General features: G+C 71.0%; 20 protein-coding genes. 8 read left to right on the top strand and 12 right to left on the bottom strand.

Annotation, left to right across the window (positions count from 1 at the left end; genetic code table 11):
• Positions 1–30 precede the first annotated feature (30 nt).
• The 4 genes from AB0H86_RS40090 to AB0H86_RS40075 all read right to left on the bottom strand — a co-directional run bounded on the left by AB0H86_RS40090 (position 31) and on the right by AB0H86_RS40075 (position 5232).
• A complete protein-coding gene (locus AB0H86_RS40090) occupies positions 31–978 on the bottom strand; it encodes a carbohydrate ABC transporter permease (RefSeq protein ID WP_362450422.1) in 948 nt (315 codons plus the stop codon).
• Between the two features lies 1 nt (position 979).
• A complete protein-coding gene (locus AB0H86_RS40085; RefSeq protein WP_362450420.1) occupies positions 980–1885 on the bottom strand; it encodes a sugar ABC transporter permease in 906 nt (301 codons plus the stop codon).
• A 35-nt stretch (positions 1886–1920) separates the two neighbouring features.
• A complete protein-coding gene (locus AB0H86_RS40080) occupies positions 1921–3267 on the bottom strand; it encodes an extracellular solute-binding protein (protein WP_362450418.1) in 1347 nt (448 codons plus the stop codon).
• Between the two features lie 138 nt (positions 3268–3405).
• Positions 3406–5232 carry a sugar-binding domain-containing protein gene (locus AB0H86_RS40075; RefSeq protein ID WP_362450417.1) on the bottom strand — a complete coding sequence of 609 codons (1827 nt, stop codon included), beginning with the start codon at positions 5230–5232 and terminating at the stop codon, positions 3406–3408.
• A gap of 174 nt (positions 5233–5406) precedes the next feature.
• Here AB0H86_RS40075 and AB0H86_RS40070 point away from each other — a divergent pair, with 174 nt between their 5' ends.
• Entirely contained in the window at positions 5407–6423 is a 1017-nt protein-coding gene (locus AB0H86_RS40070) for a LacI family DNA-binding transcriptional regulator (protein ID WP_362450415.1), read from the top strand.
• 55 nt (positions 6424–6478) lie between these two features.
• On the opposite strand, the gene AB0H86_RS40065 is transcribed toward AB0H86_RS40070, so the two are convergent.
• Both AB0H86_RS40065 and AB0H86_RS40060 read right to left on the bottom strand, forming a co-directional pair.
• Positions 6479–7507, bottom strand: coding sequence for an alcohol dehydrogenase catalytic domain-containing protein (locus AB0H86_RS40065; RefSeq protein WP_362450412.1), 1029 nt, complete (start codon positions 7505–7507; stop codon positions 6479–6481).
• A complete protein-coding gene (locus AB0H86_RS40060; RefSeq protein ID WP_362450410.1) occupies positions 7500–7931 on the bottom strand; it encodes a tautomerase family protein in 432 nt (143 codons plus the stop codon). Before AB0H86_RS40060 ends, AB0H86_RS40065 begins: the two co-directional genes overlap by 8 nt.
• Before the next feature lie 101 nt (positions 7932–8032).
• Between AB0H86_RS40060 and AB0H86_RS40055 the strand changes: the two genes are divergently transcribed.
• Both AB0H86_RS40055 and AB0H86_RS40050 read left to right on the top strand, forming a co-directional pair.
• Positions 8033–8623, top strand: coding sequence for a TetR/AcrR family transcriptional regulator (locus AB0H86_RS40055; RefSeq protein ID WP_362450408.1), 591 nt, complete (start codon positions 8033–8035; stop codon positions 8621–8623).
• A 203-nt stretch (positions 8624–8826) separates the two neighbouring features.
• Positions 8827–9738, top strand: a complete 912-nt coding sequence (locus AB0H86_RS40050) for a hypothetical protein (RefSeq protein ID WP_362450406.1) — start codon at positions 8827–8829, stop codon at positions 9736–9738.
• A gap of 24 nt (positions 9739–9762) precedes the next feature.
• On the opposite strand, the gene AB0H86_RS40045 is transcribed toward AB0H86_RS40050, so the two are convergent.
• Complete coding sequence (locus AB0H86_RS40045) at positions 9763–10137, bottom strand: cupin domain-containing protein (protein WP_362450404.1); 375 nt, start codon at positions 10135–10137, stop codon at positions 9763–9765.
• Between the two features lie 116 nt (positions 10138–10253).
• Between AB0H86_RS40045 and AB0H86_RS40040 the strand changes: the two genes are divergently transcribed.
• The 3 genes from AB0H86_RS40040 (at position 10254) to AB0H86_RS40030 (ending at position 12383) form a co-directional block, all read left to right on the top strand.
• Positions 10254–10700 carry a MarR family winged helix-turn-helix transcriptional regulator gene (locus AB0H86_RS40040; protein ID WP_362450402.1) on the top strand — a complete coding sequence of 149 codons (447 nt, stop codon included), beginning with the start codon at positions 10254–10256 and terminating at the stop codon, positions 10698–10700.
• Between the two features lie 172 nt (positions 10701–10872).
• Complete coding sequence (locus tag AB0H86_RS40035; RefSeq protein WP_362450400.1) at positions 10873–11730, top strand: alpha/beta fold hydrolase; 858 nt, start codon at positions 10873–10875, stop codon at positions 11728–11730.
• Positions 11731–11933: 203 nt separating this feature from the next.
• Positions 11934–12383, top strand: a complete 450-nt coding sequence (locus AB0H86_RS40030) for a GNAT family N-acetyltransferase (RefSeq protein WP_362450398.1) — start codon at positions 11934–11936, stop codon at positions 12381–12383.
• A gap of 12 nt (positions 12384–12395) precedes the next feature.
• Here the strand turns inward: AB0H86_RS40030 and AB0H86_RS40025 are convergent, their stop codons facing one another.
• Positions 12396–12527, bottom strand: coding sequence for a hypothetical protein (locus AB0H86_RS40025; protein ID WP_362450396.1), 132 nt, complete (start codon positions 12525–12527; stop codon positions 12396–12398).
• Positions 12528–12666: 139 nt separating this feature from the next.
• Between AB0H86_RS40025 and AB0H86_RS40020 the strand changes: the two genes are divergently transcribed.
• Positions 12667–13296: a class I SAM-dependent methyltransferase gene (locus AB0H86_RS40020; protein WP_362450394.1), complete on the top strand. Its 630-nt coding sequence runs from the start codon at positions 12667–12669 to the stop codon at positions 13294–13296.
• 31 nt (positions 13297–13327) lie between these two features.
• Here AB0H86_RS40020 and AB0H86_RS40015 read toward each other — a convergent pair whose 3' ends face one another.
• Both AB0H86_RS40015 and AB0H86_RS40010 read right to left on the bottom strand, forming a co-directional pair.
• Positions 13328–13828 (bottom strand): DUF402 domain-containing protein, encoded by a 501-nt coding sequence (locus AB0H86_RS40015; RefSeq protein ID WP_362450391.1) that lies wholly within the window; start codon positions 13826–13828, stop codon positions 13328–13330.
• The gene (locus tag AB0H86_RS40010) at positions 13809–14738 is read right to left on the bottom strand and encodes a GNAT family N-acetyltransferase (protein ID WP_362450389.1); all 930 of its coding nucleotides are present in this window, start codon (positions 14736–14738) and stop codon (positions 13809–13811) included. The genes AB0H86_RS40015 and AB0H86_RS40010 overlap by 20 nt, the downstream gene beginning before the upstream one ends.
• A gap of 72 nt (positions 14739–14810) precedes the next feature.
• Here AB0H86_RS40010 and AB0H86_RS40005 point away from each other — a divergent pair, with 72 nt between their 5' ends.
• A complete protein-coding gene (locus tag AB0H86_RS40005; protein ID WP_356772819.1) occupies positions 14811–15182 on the top strand; it encodes a GntR family transcriptional regulator in 372 nt (123 codons plus the stop codon).
• 73 nt (positions 15183–15255) lie between these two features.
• Here AB0H86_RS40005 and AB0H86_RS40000 read toward each other — a convergent pair whose 3' ends face one another.
• Positions 15256–16008, bottom strand: coding sequence for a DUF72 domain-containing protein (locus tag AB0H86_RS40000; RefSeq protein WP_362450386.1), 753 nt, complete (start codon positions 16006–16008; stop codon positions 15256–15258).
• A gap of 37 nt (positions 16009–16045) precedes the next feature.
• Positions 16046–17140, bottom strand: coding sequence for a DUF5925 domain-containing protein (locus AB0H86_RS39995; protein ID WP_362450384.1), 1095 nt, complete (start codon positions 17138–17140; stop codon positions 16046–16048).
• Between the last annotated feature and the right edge of the window lie 184 nt (positions 17141–17324).

Raw genomic sequence — 17324 nt, 5'->3', positions numbered from 1 at the left:
TGGTGAGTGCCTGTCAGGGGGCGGGCCGGCTCACTGGCCGCCGAGGCCCGTCGTGGCGACGGACTTGATGATGTGCCGCTGGAAGAACAGGAAGACGACCACCAGCGGCAGCGCGGCCAGCACAGCCGACGCCATCGACTGCGCGTACTGGACGCCGTAGGCGTCCTTCACCGACGTGATGCCCACGGGCAGGGTCATCAGGTCGGGGTCCGAGGTGGAGATGAAGGGCCACAGGAAGTTGTTCCAGGCGCCGATGAACACGAAGATCGCCACCGCCGACAGCATCGGACGGGACAGCGGCAGCAGCACGCTCCAGAAGATCCGGAAGTGCCCCGCACCGTCGATGCGGGCCGCCTCCTCCAACTCCCTGGGCAGGGAGTCGAAGTGCTTCTTCAGGATGAACACCATCACCGGCGCCACCGTCTGAGGCAGGATCACCGCCGCGTAGGTGTCGACGAGGTTCAGGGTCAGCATCTGCTGGAACCACGGCACGATCAGCATCTGCGGCGGCACCAGGACGGCCGCCACCACGACCGTGAACAGCCCCTTGCGGCCGGCGAACCCGGTACGGGAGAACGCGTAGCCGGCCATCGCGGACACCGCCACCGTGATCACCGTGACGGCGGCCGCGACCAGGAAGCTGTTGAACATCCACAGCGGAAGCTCGCCGCGCTCCCACACACTGCGGAACCCGTCCAGGGTGAAGCCGTGCTTCGGCCACAGCCAGTGCACCGGATCGCTCGCGTCCTGCTCCGACTTGAACGATGTCAGCAGCCCCCCGGCCGCCGGCAGCAGCCACAGCAGCGCCAGCACGGTCAGCACCGTGAACGTGAGCACCCGCGCGGTGCGGCTCTCCCCGAGGGACAGATGCGCGCGGCGGGCCTCGGCGCGCCGCCGGCGGGCCGCCACCTCCCGGATGACCGGCGAGCGGGGCGCGGCCTTGGGACGGGGGAGGGGCGGGTCGATGGTGGAGGTCATGTCACTTCTCCCGGCGACGGAGGGCGGCGTACTGCGCCGCGGAGGCGAGGATGACGAGTGCGAAGAAGACGTAGCTGATCGCCGAGGCGTAGCCGAGCCGGTAGCCGGTGAAGCCGACGTCGTACATGTACTCGATGACCGGTCGCGTGGAGTTGTCCGGACCGCCCTTGGTCAGCAGGTAGATCTGGTCGAAGACCTTCAGCGAGGCCAGGATCTGCAGCACCGTGACGACGACGGTGATCCGGCTCAGCTGCGGCAGCGTGATGGAGAACAGCCGCCGCCAGGCGCCCGCGCCGTCGATCGCCGCCGCCTCGTACAGGTGGTCCGGCACCGACTGCAGAGCCGCCAGATACAGCAGGAAGTTGAAGCCGACCGTCCACCACAGGGTGGTCAGCACGATCGCCCACATCGCGACCGACGTGTCGCTCAGCCAGGCCACCGAGTCGAGGCCCAGCGCGTTCAGCAGCTGGTTGTACAGGCCGAGGTCGCCCTGGAAGAGCCAGGCCCACAGCAGGCTCACCACACCGACGGGCAGCAGATACGGCGCGAAGAACGCCAGCCGCCACACCCACTGGCCGGGCAGCCCGGTGTGGACCAGCAGCGCCATGCCGAGCGCTACGACGACCAGCGGGACGGTCGACAGCACGGTGAACCACACGGTGTGCCCGAGAGCCCGCCACATCTCGGCGTCCTGAAGCGCCTCCGAGAAGTTGTCCAAGCCGACGAAGCTCGGCGAATGGACCGACAGCGAGGTGTCGGTGAGGCTCATCCACAGTCCCTGGACCAGCGGCCAGACCAGGAAGAGGGCGAAGAGCACGAGGAAGGGCAGGGCGAACAGCAGGCCGGGAGAGAGGATCCGGCGTGCCGGGCGCGTCCCGGGCAGGGCCGGGGCAAGGGGAGAGGACATCGTTGTGCCTCCTGCGCGGATGGTTCGCGGCCGGATCAGGCCGGGCTGGGCTTGGAGAGGAAGGTGTTGAGGCGGCGCACCATCGCGCGCGCCGCGCGGTCCGGTGTCATGTCGCCCAGAAGAGCCTGCTGGAGGACCTGGGACATGGCGTTCTGGAAGTCGGAGCCCGCCCCGGCGAACCACACCGACGGGTCGAGCACGACATGGCTCGCGGCCTGCGCGTAGTGCGCCTGCGGTTCGAGGCGGGCGTAGGCGGTGGTACGGGTGACCGGCTGGTAGGCGGGGATGTGGCCCGCGGTGGCCCAGACCTGACCGGCCTTGAGCAGTGCGGCCACCGCGCGGTGGGTGCGCCGGCGGTGTTCCTCGTCCGGGTGGTCCCGGTGGGGAAGGACGAACGAGTGCGAGTCGGCGTAGACGGCCGGGGTGCCGAACACCGTGGGGAAGGGTGCCGCGCCGACGTTCTTGTCGGCCGCGCGGTAGGTGCCCAGCTCCCACTCGCCGGAGAGGGTCATCGCCGTCTGCTTGTTGACGAAGGAGGCGATGGCGGACGCGTAGTCGAGGTGCTTCGGGTTCACGGTGCCGTCGACCACCTTGGCCATGAAGGAGATCACCTCGGCCATCCGGTCCACGTCCACCTCGGCCGGCCCGCCCTCGGGCAGTTCGAACCTGCCGCCGGTCTGCCGGTACAGGCCGTAGAACAGCCGCCAGCACTGGGCGGTGTCGGTGACATAGCCGAACGCGATGCCCTGCTTCCCGGAGGCCTTGGCCAGTTCCTTGCCGGCGGCCAGGAACCTGTCGGGGGAGGAGAACGCGTCCGCGTCCAGCGTTCCGTCGGCGGTCAGCAGGCCCGCCTTCTTCGCCGGTCCGGGGTGGTAGAAGACGATGAAGGGGTGGGTGTCCAGCGGGACGGCGTAGGTCTGGCCCTCGAACTGGGTGCGCGACCACACCGCGTCCGCGAAGTCGTCCGGGGCGATGCCGTACTCGGCCAGCAGGTCCGTGTCCCACGGGTCCAGCAGCCCGGTGGGCGCGTACCCGGCAAGACGGGACATGTGCGAGACGGCCACGTCGGGCCCGCGGCCGCCGCTGGAGGCCATGGCGAGCTTGGTGTAGAACGGGGTGCCCCACTCCAGGACGGTGCGCTCGATGTGCGTGCCCGGCATGTCGGGCTGCGCCTTGGCCACCATCTCGTTGAGGAGGCCGCCGTCGGCCCCGCTGAACGGGTCCCACAGACGGACCGTCGATCCGTCGTCGGCCGCGAGCGCCGATCCGCAGCCGCTGAGCGCTCCGGCGCCGAGGGCCGCGGCGCCCGCGGCGAGTGCTGTCGTCAGGACACGGCGTCTGGTCGGTCCGTGGCGACCGACCTGGGCTGGTGTGCCGGTCATGGGGTTCCTTCCCGGTGGGCGGCGGCGCGGGGACTCAAGTCCGTGCGCCGCTGCTGCCCGCCATGGGCCTCTTACATCGATGTAAATTTCGGGCAGGGGTCGGTGCGCTCGCTCACCTCGACGAGCGGGAACCGGGTGCTACGGCGTGTCCTCGTACGCCGCCGGGCGCAGCTGGGCCGCGCGCAGCAGCGCGGTGTCGGCCTTCTCGGAACGGTCGAAGCGGTAGACGCCGTTGCACTCCTGGAAGACGTCGGTGAGCTGTGTGTAGCAGTAGCCGAACATCCCGGGGTCGCCGAGCAGCACGCCGGTCAGACCGCGGAACCGTTCCACGAACTCCTCCTCGGTCCGCGGCCGTTCGCCATACCCCCAGGAGCTCCCGGCGTCGTCGCCGACCGCGGCGGCTGCCTCCGGGTCCCACCAGATCCCGCCGAACTCACTGCAGAAGTACGGCTGCCCCCGGTACGGCACCGACCACGCGCGGCCCTCGGGGCCGGTGTTGACGTACGGCCGGTCCTCGGCCAGCCCGTCCATGATCTTGGCGAACGCCGCCGGGTCCTGCTCGTAGCAGTGCGAGTCGTAGACGTCCGTCTCCGGCACCCGGTGCGCATAGCCGGAGGCGTCGACGACCGGCCGGGTCGGGTCGGCCTGCTTGGTGGCGAGGAACATGCCCCGGGTGACGTCGTCCAGCACGGTGATGCGGTCGTGCAGGTTCTGGTACGTCTCGTTCAGCGGGCACCAGCCGACGATCGAGGGGTGCGAATGGTCCCGCTCCAGCGCCTCCAGCCACTGCGTGATGTACGAGGCGTCGGGCCGCTGGTTGTCGTCGCGGACGCCGACCTCGCAGCCCCAGTCGCCGAACTCGCCCCACACCAGGTAGCCGAGCCGGTCGGCATGGTGGAGGAAGCGCTCCTCGAAGACCTTCTGGTGCAGTCGGGCCCCGTTGAACCCGGCCGCGATCCCCAGCTCGATGTCCCGCCGCAGCGCGGCGTCCGTGGGCGCGGTCATCAGCCCGTCCGGGTAGTAACCCTGGTCCAGCACCAGCCGTTGGAAGACCCGCTCCCCGTTGAGCAGCAGCTCCTTGCCGCGCACGGACACCGACCGCAGCCCGGCGTAGGAACGGGCGGCGTCGACGACCGCCCCGTCCGGGCCGAGGACCTCCAGGGCGAGGTCGTACAGATGGGGGTCGCCCGGCGACCAGGTGCGCCGCCGGTCGTCGGGGACGGGCAGCACCAGTCGCGGGCACAGATCGAGGTCGGCGCGTCCTTCGGCGGTGGCGACGGTGCCGTCGGCGTCGCTCAGCGTGGCGCGCACCCGGTGCCCCGCGATGTTCGCCGACAGCGGCAGCTCCACCAGGAAGGAACTGGTGGCCAGCTGGGGTGTGACACGGGGCCGGCGCAGGGCGACGGTACGGGGGACCGGCTCCAGCCACACGGTCTGCCAGATGCCGGTGGTCCGGGTGTAGTGGCAGTGCGAGTTGGCGTACCAGGTGGCCTGCTTGCCGCGGGCCTGCACGGAGTGTCGGCTGTCCCGGGCGCGCACCACGACGGTCAGTTCCTCGCCGGCCGCTGCCACCTCGCCGAGATCGGCGGTGAACGGCGTGAAGCCGCCGCGGTGCCGGGCGACCTCCTGGCCGCCTGCCCACACCGTGGTGTCGTGGTCGACCGCCCCGAAGTGCAGCAGCACCCGGGCGTCGCCCCACTCGGCCGGCACGGTCACCGTGCGCCGGTACCAGACGGCCTCCAGGAAGTCCGTCTCCGCGATGCCGGACAGCTCCGACTCCGGGCAGAACGGGACGAGGATGCGGTCGGCCAGTTCGCGGTCGGTCAGGCCGCGTTCCAGTCCGGTGTCGGACCGGTCGGTCTCGAACTGCCACACGCCGTTGAGATTCAGCCAGGCGTCCCGCTCGAACTGGGGCCTGGGGTACTCGGGACGGGGCGGCTCGTCCGGAAGGTACGGGTCGGGCATGGCGCTCCTGTGGCGAGAGTGCAGGTCAGTGCGTGGTGTAGCTGGTGCGGGCTCATGGCACCATGCCGATTACATCGATGTAAATAGCTCGGACGCGGTTTGTGTGCGATCGGCTGGCCGGAAAACGATGCACAACGGTCGGTACGATCAAGAGAGTTCGGAAGGAAGGGCAGCGTGGCGGCCAGACCGAGGATCAAGGACGTGGCGGAGTACGCCGGCGTCTCGCCCAAGACCGTCTCCAACGTGATCAACGACTACGAGCACGTCTCGGAGCAGACCCGCACGGCCGTCCGCGAGGCGATCGACGCCCTCGGCTACCGCGTCAACATGGCCGGACGCCAGTTGCGCCAGGGCCGCACGGGCATGATCACCCTCGCCGTGCCCGAGCTCGACGTCGCCTATTTCTCCGAGCTGGCCAGGCACGTCATGGAGGCGGCCGGGCGCAACGGCCGGACCGTGCTGATCCACCAGACCGGCGCGGAACGCGACCGCGAACTGGCCGCGCTGCACGGTTTCGACACGCAGTTCTGCGACGGAGTGATCCTCAGCCCGCTGTCCCTGCTGCCCCGCGACCTCGCCACCCGCGACCGCCGACTGCCCGTGGTGCTGCTCGGCGAGCGCCCCGCCGAAGGACACACCGACCACGTCGGCATCGACAACGTGCGCGCCGCGCGCGAGGCCACCGAGCATCTGCTGTCCCGCGGGCGGCGCCGGATCGCGGTGGTCGGCGGCGCGGTACGCGGCCAGCAGGGCACCGACCGGCTGCGCACCCACGGCTACCGCAAGGCCCTGGCGGCGGCGGGCCTGCCCTTCGACCCCGACCTGGTGGTGCCGGTGGAGGCCTACCACTGGAGGGACGGCGCCGAGACGGCCGCCCGGCTGATGCGGGACGGATCCGCACCGGACGCGCTGCTGTGCCTGAACGACAACATGGCGCTCGGTGCCCTGCGGGCCCTGCACGAGACCGGCGTGCGGGTGCCCGGCGAGGTGGACGTGGTCGGCTTCGACGACATCGAGGCATCCCGCTTCAGCGTGCCCAGCCTGACCACGGTCTCCCCCGACAAACGGGAGATCGCGGGCGCGGCGGTGTCCCTGCTGCTGGACCGCATCGACACCCCGGACTCGGGCGCCCCCTACCGGGACGAGGTGATCGGCCACCGGATCATCGTCCGGGAGAGCAGCGGGGGCTGACTCACTGACCGCCCTGGGCGAGAACCACTTGGTTCCCGGCGTCGGCGGTGTGGGGTCAGCCCGCGGTGGGTGACGGGGTGGTGTCGCGTACGAAGACGGGTTTGAGGTGCTTCTCGGGCAGTGCCTCGGGGAGCTGTTCCCAGTCGAGGACGTGGGAGACGACGCGCTCGGGGGCGACCTTGCCGGAGGCGGCGAGTTCGAGGGCGTCGGGGATGTGGTCGCGGACGTTGTCACGGGCGATGCGCAGGGTGACGCCGGTGAGGTACATGTCGAGCAGGGGCAGCTCGCCGGGGCGGAAGTGGTTGCCCGCGGACTCGCAGATGCCTTCCGGGGCGAGGCACTTGACGGCCAGGGCGAGTTGGTCGACCCGACCGGTGGCCTCGACGACGATGTCGAAGCCGTGCCGGAACGGTTCGAGTTCCTCGGCGGTGGCGGCACCGTAGCCTCGGGCGATCTCGCGGTGTTCGGGGTCCGGGTCGACGTACAGGACATCGGAGGCGCCGAGCGCGCGGGCGATGTCGCACACGTACAGACCGATGCTGCCGCGGGCCACCACCAGGACCCGGGCGCCGGGCTTGTTCTTCAGATGGGGTGCCACCAGGCGCCACGACAATGACCAGTTGTCGCTCGCCGAGGCCATGGCGACCGGGTCGAGGCCGGCGGGCAGCGGTACGAGCATGGCGTCAGCCCACGGCACGCGGACCAGGTCGGAGAACAGCCCGCCCCAACTGCCGCCCAGCGGCGCGCCGTACATGGCCATGTGCGGTACGGACGTGCAGTGCGCGGTGAGTCCGGCGCGGCAGTGGTCGCAGCTGCCGCAACTGATGGACCAGGGGACGACCACCAGGTCACCGGGGGCCACGGCGGTGACGGCGTCGCCGGTCTCCACGACCCGGGCCACGCATTCGTGGCCGAGGGCGAAGGGCGGGTCGACGAAGCCGTGCCCGGCCAGGATCGCGGAGTCGACGTCGCAGGAGGTGGCGGCCACCGGGGCGACGATCGCCTCCTGATCGGACCGGAGCTTCGGGTCGGGTACCTCGCGCCACTCGACGGAGTGCCGGGCGACATAGGTCAGTTCACGCATCGGCCTGCTGCCCCTTCGCCAGGGCCACGAGGTCGGCGTAACGGATGACCGAACCGCCGGCGCCCCAGGTGCCGTCCGGCTGCTCGTGCACCAGCACCCACACCCGCAGCGCGTCGTCGGACGACAGCCCGGCCGCCTCAAGGACCGTCTTGGTGGCGTCCTCGACCAGCCCGGCCTTGCGCCGCTCGGACAGCGCGCCCTGTGGAACCGTGACGTCCACGAGGAAGCGGGGCGCGTCGTCCTCGGCGGTGGTCTGCGCCCCCTCGGGGAGTTCGACGAGGTAGCTCCATGCCTGGGCGCGGAAGAACGCGGTGTCGGGCGCTCCCTCCCAGCGCAGCAGGACGGCGGCCAGGTCGCGCTGGACGGTCTTGCGGCCCTCCTCGGTCAGGGAACCGGGCGGGACGGTGAGCCGGATCATCGGCATGACGGAGTCTCCCTTCAGCGGACGTACGGTCTATGACGACCGTTATAACCGGAGGTCACGCTAGACTATGACGATCGTTATATCCAGAGGGGAGAACGGTCTTGGCCAAAGCCAGCGCACCGTCGCGCGACCGCATCGTCGCCGGTGCGGCCGACCTGATCAGCAGGCGCGGCCTGAACGCCGCGAGCATCCGGAACCTGGCCAAACACGCCGGGGCACCGCTCGGCTCGACCTACCACTACTTCCCCGAGGGCAAGCAGCAACTGGCCACCGAGGCCGTGCGGTACGCGGGCGGGGCGGTCACCCGCATCCTGCGCAAGGAACTGCGGGCGGGCCCGGTCGCCGGCCTGCGCGCCTTCCTTGCCCTGTGGCGCGGCATCGTCGTCGACAGCGACTTCCGGGCCGGCTGCCCCGTACTGGCCGTCTCCGTCGAGGAGCCACCGGCCGACGAGATCCCGCCGGCCCTCATCGCCGCGGCCGAGGCGTACGAGGACTGGGAGGGACTGCTCGCCGAGGCGCTACGGGATCAGGGTGCCGACCCCGAACAGGCTCGGGGGCTCGCGGCCCTCGTCGTGGCGTCCGTCGAGGGCGCCATCGCGATGTGCCGCGCGAAGCGCACGATGCGTCCCTTGGACCAGGTGGCGCGGCAGCTCGAAGCTCTGATCGACGGCGCGCTCGACCGTCCGGCCTGACGGCGAAGGGCTTCCGGACTCCGGCGCCGAGCGCCGTACGGATCGCGCAGGCTGCCGGAGAGACCGGATGACGATCCGACGGCCGCTGGGTGAATCCAGATGCCTCCGGGATACGAACCGCATCCGTGGGCCGATCTGCGCCCGGCGGGCGAAGTGCCCGCGAGAGTACGGAAGTTGTGGCACCGGAGTCCGGGGAGTGCGGGATGACCATCCTCTGTGTACGTTTCCAGCTGCCGCCGAAGCGCGACGGGGCGTTTCCGGAGCTGCTCGGCCTCCTTGAGGAGTTCACGCCCGTTGTCGAGGCGCTCCCGCCGGACGGGGCGCTGGTCGATCTGCGGGGCGCCGAGCGGTACTTCGGGCGCGACGCGGTGGAACTCGCGTCGGTGATCCGGGTCCGCGCCCTCGCGCTGCACGGCGTCGACTGCGTGATCGGCGCCGGGCCGGGCCCGCTACTGGCCCGCATGGCACTGCGCGCCGCGCGCCCCGGGGTGACCTGCGCGGTCCCTGAGGGGACCGGGGCGGAGTTCCTCGCCGACCGGCCCGTCGTCGCGCTCCCCGGCGTCGGCACCGCGACCGCCCGCACCCTGTGCGAGTACGGCCTGGACACCCTGGGCCGGGTCGCCGCCGCCCCCCTGTCCACGCTCCAGCGACTGGTCGGCGCAAGGGCCGGCCGTGAACTGCACGAGAAGGCGAACGGCGTCGACCGCGGCCGGGTCGTACCGAACGCCACCTCCCGCTCACTGGCCACCGAAAGCACCTTCACCCGCGACGAGTCGGACCCGGACCGGCACCGCCGCACGCTGCTCGTGGCCGCCGAGGAACTGGGCGCCCGGCTGCACGCCCTGGACAAGGTGTGCGGCACCCTGACCCTCACCGTGCGCTACACCGACCGCTCCGCGGCGACCCGCACCCACAACCTCAAGGCGCCGACCGCGCGCTCCGCGGCGCTGACGAGGGCGGCCCACGACATGTACGAGGCCCTCGGCCTCCAGCGTGCCCGGGTCCGCTCGATGACCCTGCGCGCCGAGGGCCTCGACCCCGCCGAACCGGCCTCCCACCAGCTCACCTGGGCGAAGTTCGGGCCACGCGCGGTGACGGGGGTGCTGGCGTCGTAGGGCTGTCTTTCCGGTTCCTGGGGCTCAGTTGGCCCACGGCGGAGTGACGCGTGTGCCGTCGGCCAGTTCCGCTTCCAGGCCGATGGACGTGGTGACCCAGGAGATCGCGGTGTGGTCGGTCGGGTTCTCGATGCCGACGGTCGTTCCGCGGCCGATGATCGCCGTGTCGCCCGCGGTGAGCCGGTCGGTGCGGCCGTCGAGGGTGATCAGCAGTTCGCCGATGAGCAGATGGAAGATCTCCTCCCGGTTGACCGTGTGGACGGGAGCCCTGGTCCCGGCCGGGATCTCGCCCCGCCAGGCGCACAGCTCCTTGCTGCCGGTGAGGGGAGTGGCGTACGCGACGAAGCGGGCGCCGTGGATCTCGTGGGTGACGGCTTCGGACGGGCGGATGACGGGCATGGCTGTCTCCTGCGGATGGATGCGGGCGGGTCGACAAATGGTCAAGCTGCTTGACTATGTATCCCCCTGATGGTCAAGCAGCTTGACCAATTCGTCAAGGGTGTTTCAATGCGGCTGTGCAGAACTCCGACGCCATTGCCCTGTCCGCCGCCCTGCTCGCCGTCGCCGGTGAGCTCACGCAACGCATTCACGAGGGTGTCGTCGCCCGTGGTTTCGACGGGGTCAGGCCGGCGCACGGCTTCGCGTTCGCCCGGCTCGCCCCGGACGGGGCGACGGTCACCGACCTCGCCGCCCATCTGGGAGTGACCAAGCAGGCCGCCAGTCAGCTGGTCGACGAGGTCGTGCGCAAGGGGTACGCCGAGCGTCGGCCGCATCCCGGGGACGCGCGGGCCCGGCTGATCGTGCTGACCGAACAGGGGTGGGCCTGTACTCGTGCGGCGGAGGAGGCGGCGGCGGAGGCCGTCGGGGCGTGGGTCGGGCTGCTCGGGGAGGGTGAAGTGCGCGCGCTGCGTGACCGATTGGGGCGCATTGCTCCCCATGGGCCCATCAGGCCCACCTGGTGACTGTTCCTCAGTGGCACCTGACGTCGATGGTTACCACTGGAAGTTTTTACTGACGCGTAACTTCACAAGTGAACTACTCGCCCGTAACTTGACGAGTGAACAGCATTCTTGTGATCCGGATCACAGGGCGTAGAGCCGTCGCAACTCCCTTGAGCCGCAAGGAGATCACCCGATGCTGCCCTGGAAACGAGTGCTCAGACCCCTGACCGCGCTGCTCCTGACCGCCGCGATAGCCGTCGTCCCCGCCACCGCCCAGGCGGCCGACGCCCCCAGTACCGGCTGGAACGACTACTCCTGCGAGCCGTCCGCCGCCCACCCCCGGCCCGTCGTCCTCGTGCACGGCACCTTCGCGAACTCCGTCGACAACTGGCTGGGCCTCGCGCCGTACCTGGAGAACCGCGGCTACTGCGTCTTCTCGTTCGACTACGGCGGGCTCTCCGGCGTCCCGCTCTTCTACGGCCTCGCCCCCATCGACAAGTCGGCCGAGCAGTTGAAGGCATACGTCGACAGGGTGCTCGCGGCGACCGGCGCCGCCGAGACCGACCTCGTCGGCCACTCGCAGGGCGGCATGATGCCCCGCCACTACCTCAAGTTCCTCGGCGGAGCCGCCAAGGTGAACGCCCTCGTCGGCATCGCACCCTCCAACCACGGCACCACACTCTCCGGGCTCACCGAACTGCTGCCGTACTTCCCGGGCATCGCGGACCTGCTCACCACCAACACCCCCGCCCTCGCCGACCAGGTGACCGGCTCCGCCTTCCTCACCAGGCTCAACGAGGGCGGCGACACCGTGCCCGGCGTCCGCTACACGGTCCTCGCCAGCAAGTACGACGAGGTGGTCACGCCGTACCGGAGCCAGTTCCTGAGCGGATCCGGCGTGCACAACGTGCTGCTCCAGGACCTGTGCCCGGTCGACCTGTCCGAGCACGTGGCGATCGGACTGTTCGACCGGATCGCCTTCCACGAGGTGGCCAACGCGCTGGACCCAGCCCACGCCAAGCCCACCACCTGCGCGTCGGCGGTCGGCTGAACCCGATGACCGTCGCCGGGGCCTGTCCGGCCTGAGCCGCCGGTCAGGCCCTGGCGTGGGCATGGGGGATCTCCTCGGAACCGGTGCTGACGGGTCCCGGATCAAAGAAACCCCGGAATCGCCTGCTGTGGGCGGCCCGGGGCGATCTTTATGGCTGCCTTAAGGCAGGGTTGGGACTGGGATCAGGTAGGTAGCGTGCGCGCATGACGAACGAGGAGATCCGACCCGCCACGGTGGCCGAGGTGCCGGCCGTGAAGACCGTGACCGACGCGGCGTACCGCCACTACATCGAGCGGATCGGGAGGGTGCCCCAGCCCATGGGGCGGGACCACGCGGCGAACGTGGCCGCGGGGCGGGTGTTCGTCACGGGAGACCCCGTGATCGGTCTGGTGGTCATCGAGGAACGCGACGATCATCTGTACCTCGACAACCTCGCCGTCCACCCCGACGCGCAGGGCGGGGGCGTGGGACGGCGACTGCTGGACTTCGTCGAGGTACGCGCGCGTGAGCTCGGCCTGTCCGAGGTCAGGCTCTACACCCACGCGATGATGTGGGAGAACCAGGAGATCTACCCGAAGTTCGGCTATGAGGTCGTGGGGCGGCGCGTCGACGGGCCGTACGACCGTGTTCACTACCGGAAGCGGCTGGACTGACAGAGCCAGGCCTCAGCCGTCCGGCCACCAGGTGCGTGCGATGTCCTTGCGGACTTCCGGGCGTCCCGCAGGGCGCTCGTCGGCCTCCTCACGGACCCGGGAGTCCGTCTTCTTCAGGGGCTTCTGCACGGTCATACGGCGCATGGCTGCCTCCTCCAGGGGCTACGGGTTCCGTGTTTTCACGGAGGTAGACCTGTGGAGGGAGAGTTGCTCATCGGTTGCCGGTCTGTCAGTGGCCGCTGTCACGATTCGAGTGTCAGTGGCGGGTGTCACTCTGGGGCCCATGACGAACGAGAGTGATGCCACGAACCCGGCCATGACCTCGGCGGATGTCGACTGGGACACGCGGGCCGAGTCCTTCGACGACGAGCCGGACCACGGCCTGCGCGACCCGGAGGTGCGCCGCGCCTGGGCCGAGCGGCTGCGCGACTGGCTGCCCGGGCCCCCCGCCGACATCCTCGATCTGGGCTGCGGCACCGGCAGTCTGTCGCTCCTCGCGTCCGAGCAGGGACACCACGTCACCGGGGTGGACGGCTCCCCGAACATGGTGGCCCTCGCCCGCGCCAAGCTCGCCGGGCGTGACGCCGTGTTCCTCGTCGGCGACGCGGCGGAGCCGCCGGTGGGGGAGGAACGCTTCGACGTGGTGCTCGTCCGGCATGTGCTGTGGGCGCTGCCCGACCCCGGCCGGGCCTTGCGGCACTGGCGGGAGCTGCTGCGCCCCGGAGGGCGGCTGGTGCTGGTCGAGGGCGTGTGGGGCACGGCCCACCCGGTCGGCATACCCGCCGACCGGCTCACCGCCCTGCTCACACCGCTCGGCGGTCAGGTGCGCGTGGACCGGCTCTCGGACGACGCGCGGTTGTGGGGGAAGGACGTGGACGACGAGCGGTACGTGGCGGTGGCGACGATGGGCTGAGCGGCGGGACGCGGTGGGGCGGGGGCGGCTGCTAGCCGAGCAGCGGGGCGAGGCCGCTCTCGCGGGCCAGCGCCTCCAGCTCGTCGAGCGCGGCCACGGCGGCGGACGCGGCCCTCGGGTCCCGGTCCGCCAGACCGCTCTCGGCGAACTCGTCCTCGTCCAGCCGGCGTACGTCCGTGCCGTCGCCGGAGACCCACAGGTCCAGGTCGAGGTCCTCGACCAGGAGCTCCGCGCCGAAGAGCGTGGCCGGGCGGGTGATGTCGCAGTACCAGCCCTTCAGCGCGCCGGCCCCGTCGCGGACCTCCTTCACGGCGTACCAGCGGTCCCGCCAGTAGTACTCGGTGAAGACATCGCCCGGCTCGAAGCGGACGAAGCCGAAGTCGCGGACGTCCTCACCGGCCCAGGGGGCGCGGACCGCGATCCGGGTGCCGTCGTCGCCGAGGAGTTCCGCCCCGTAACGGATCTTCGTGCGGCCCGCCTTGACGAGGACCACCTCCAGGCGGCGCGTCGGTTCAGCCGAGTTCGTGGACATGGCGCATCTCCGTCGCACAGATCTCATAGCCGAACCACTTGTTGATCGCGATCATCGGTTCGTTGCCGGTGTCGTTGCCCGTGAACGCCTCGGTGAGACCTGCGGCACGGGCGCGGTGCAGGGAGTCGGTCTTGGCGAGCTTGGCCAGGCCGCGGCCGCGGAAGGCGCGGGCGGTGCCGGTCATGACGGTGCCGTAGCGGGTGCCGCCGTCCGTGCGGGCCGCGCTGAAGGCCACCGGGCGGCCGTCGACCACGGCGACCGAGGTCAGTTCGGGGCTGAAGAGGGGGTGGTTCCAGGTGTCCTCCAGCCAGGCCTCGTAGTCGGTGAACTCGTAGTCGATGTCGCTCGGTTCGTCCGACATCGCCTCCGCGTCCACCTCGAACATCGGGCGGGGATCGTCCGCGAAGTCGGCGCCCGTCCGCAGCTCGACGCCCGGCGGCGGGTCCTGGAGCGGGGGCAGGGTGCCGTGCGCCAGGTCCAGGCGCAGGAAGTGGGCGGAGCGGCTGCCGCGATAGCCGTGCCGTTCGGCGAAGGCACGGTTGCCCGGCTCGTCCAGGACCCACGCGAACAGCTTCGTCGCCCCCAGGCCGGCCAGGTGCTCCTCGGCGGCACGCACCAGCCGGGAGCCGGCGCCGCGGCCGGTGCGCTCCGGGTGCACGTACACGTTGACGTAGCCCTGGCCCGGTTCCGGGCTGTCGTGCACGATCCCGACCTGGGCCGTGCCGATCACCTCCCCGTCCTCCTCCGCGACCAGGGGCCGGTAGTGGGAGTCGGGATGGGCGTGGGCGAGGTCGTAGGCGAGGGAGTCCGGGGTGACGAGATAGAACGGGAGGGCGAGATGGCGGACGCGGGCGAAGCCCTCGAAGTCGGCCTGGACCCCTGGACGGAGATCGCGCACAGTCATGGTCATATGGGCGCACGCTACGGGGGAGATGCGTACCGGTGCCTCTCATTTTCGCCCGGGTGCGGGACAATCGGCTGCGTGACCTTGAAGATCCACATCGATGAGAGCGCCCCGCCGTACGAGCAGGTCCGGGCGCAGATCTCCGAGCAGGCGCGCTCGGGAGTGCTGCCGGTGGGCTACCGGCTGCCCACCGTCCGAGGGCTGGCCGAGTCACTCGGCCTGGCCGCGAACACGGTCGCCAAGGCGTACCGGGCGCTGGAGGCGGACGGGGTGATCGAGACGCGGGGGCGCAACGGAACGTATGTCGCCGCCGCGGGCTCGGCGGCGGAACGCGAAGCGGCGTCGGCCGCCCAGGCGTACGTCGAGCGGGTCCGGCGTCTGGGGCTGGACGAGAACGCGGCGCTTGTCGCGGTACGGGATGCCCTGCGGGCGGCTTACCGGGCGGGGTGAGCGGGGGCGGTGGGCAGGGAAGAGTGAGCCCTCGTGGCTGACGGGTGCTGACGAGTGTCGTGGCCGAGCGTGTTCACGGCGTGCGCGTAGGGGGCAGTCCCGCTCTTTCGGCCGCCCTCGCGAACAGCACCGCGTCCTTCACCGCCGCCGCGTTCGGGTCGTTGTTGAAGAACGCGAACACGTCCTCGCCCTCGGACCAGGTGTCCGCGATCCGCTCGGCCCAGCTCTTCAGGGACTGCAGGCCGTAGTGGGGCCAGGCCCGGGCGCGGCCGACGTGGAAGCGGACGTAGCCCCAGTCGGTGGTGCGCCACAGCGGGGTCGCCGGGCGGGAGCGGACGTCGGCCCAGCACAGGGCGGCGCCGCGGGATTCCAGCACCTCGCGCACCTCGGGCGTCCACCACGAGTCGTGGCGCGGTTCGACCGCGACCCTCGTGCCGGCCGGGAAGCAGGACAGGCAGGTGTCCAGCAGCTCCGTGTCCGCACGCAATGTCGGTGGCAGCTGGAGCAGGACCGGACCCAGGCGGTCGCCGAGACCCGCCGCGTGGCTCATCAGACGGCGCACCGGCTCCTCGGGGTCCCGCAGCCGCTTGATGTGGCTCAGATAGCGGCTGGCCTTCACCGCGACGACGAAGTCCGGCGGAGTGCGCTCCCGCCAGGACTCGAAGGTCTCCCGGGTCGGCAGCCGGTAGAAGGCGTTGTTGATCTCGACGGTCGCGAACCGTGCGGCGTACTCCTCCAGCCACAGCCGCGCGGGGCACCCGGCCGGGTAGAGCACGCCCCGCCAGTCCTTGTACTGCCACCCCGACGTGCCGACGAACAGGGTCATACCCCCATCAAAGCACGCGCTCTACAGGTCACGTGCTCTACAGATACAGCCCCGCGTCCGTCCCCGGCCGGGGCTCCGGCAGCGACGTCGGTGAGGTGCCCCGGCGCAGCGCGTACAGCTCCGCCAGCGTCGCGCCCTCGCGGCCCACGCCCTCCTCGTCGCCGAGCCAGCTCACGGCCTCCCGGCGGGTCAGCGGCCCCACCTCGATACGGGCCAGACAGCGGCCGGGGCGGACCACGGCCGGGTGGAGGCGCTCCAGGTCCTCGTTGGTCGTCACACCGACCAGGACGTTGCGGCCCTGGCCCAGCAGGCCGTCGGTGAGGTTGAGGAGCCGGGACAGCGCCTGGCCGGCGGTGTGCTTGGCCTCGCCGCGGATCAGCTCGTCGCAGTCCTCCAGCAGCAGCAGCCGCCAGCGTCCCTTGCCCGTGCTGTCGTCCTCGCCGATCGCGATGTCCATCAGATAGCCGACGTCGTTGAACAGCCGCTCCGGGTCCAGCACGCAGTCCACCTGGCACCAGTCCCGCCAGGACCGCGCCAGCGTCCGCAGCGCCGAGGTCTTGCCGGTGCCCGGCGGGCCGTGCAGGAGCAGCAGCCGGCCGGCGATGTCCTCCGGGGTGGTCTTCATCAGGGTGTCCATCGCGTCCGCGACCGGCGCGGTGTAGTTGGTCCGCACCTCGTCCCAGGTGCCCGCGGAGATCTGCCGGGTGGTGCGGTGCGGGCCGCGCCTCGGGGAGACGTACCAGAAGCCCATCGTCACGTTCTCCGGCTGCGGCTCGGGCTCGTCCGCTGCGCCGTCGGTGGCCTGGTCGAGGACCTTCGCCGCGAGCTCGGCGGTGGTCGCCGTGACCGTGACGTCCGCGCCCCGGTTCCAGCGGGAGATCAGCAGGGTCCAGCCGTCGCCCTCGGCCAGGGTCGCGCTGCGGTCGTCGTCGCGGGCCACCCGCAGCAGGCGGGCGCCCGGCGGCAGCAGCGTCGCCCCGGACCGCACCCGGTCGATGTTGGCCGCGTGCGAGTACGGCTGCTCGCCCGTCGCGAAGCGACCGAGGAACAGCGCGTCGACGACGTCGGACGGCGAGTCGCTGTCGTCGACGTTGAGCCGGATCGGCAGAGCGTCGTGTGGGTTCGCAGACATGCCCGCCATGATCCGGCACGTTCGGGCCTTGTGCACCCGCTTTCCGTAGTGCTTCTGAGTGCACCGCTCGGGTCGTGCACCGGTGTCGCGTGCCTCCGGTGCGTTCCCTCCGTCCTTCCCGCCCTGCCGGTCCTGTTACAGAGCTGTGCGGCTACGACATCTGCCCCGCCGGGTGTCCGGCCGG

It is taken from the genome of Streptomyces sp. NPDC050997 (assembly GCF_040660135.1).
GTDB lineage: Bacteria > Actinomycetota > Actinomycetes > Streptomycetales > Streptomycetaceae > Streptomyces.
This window is presented reverse-complemented; position numbering and strand designations above follow the sequence as displayed.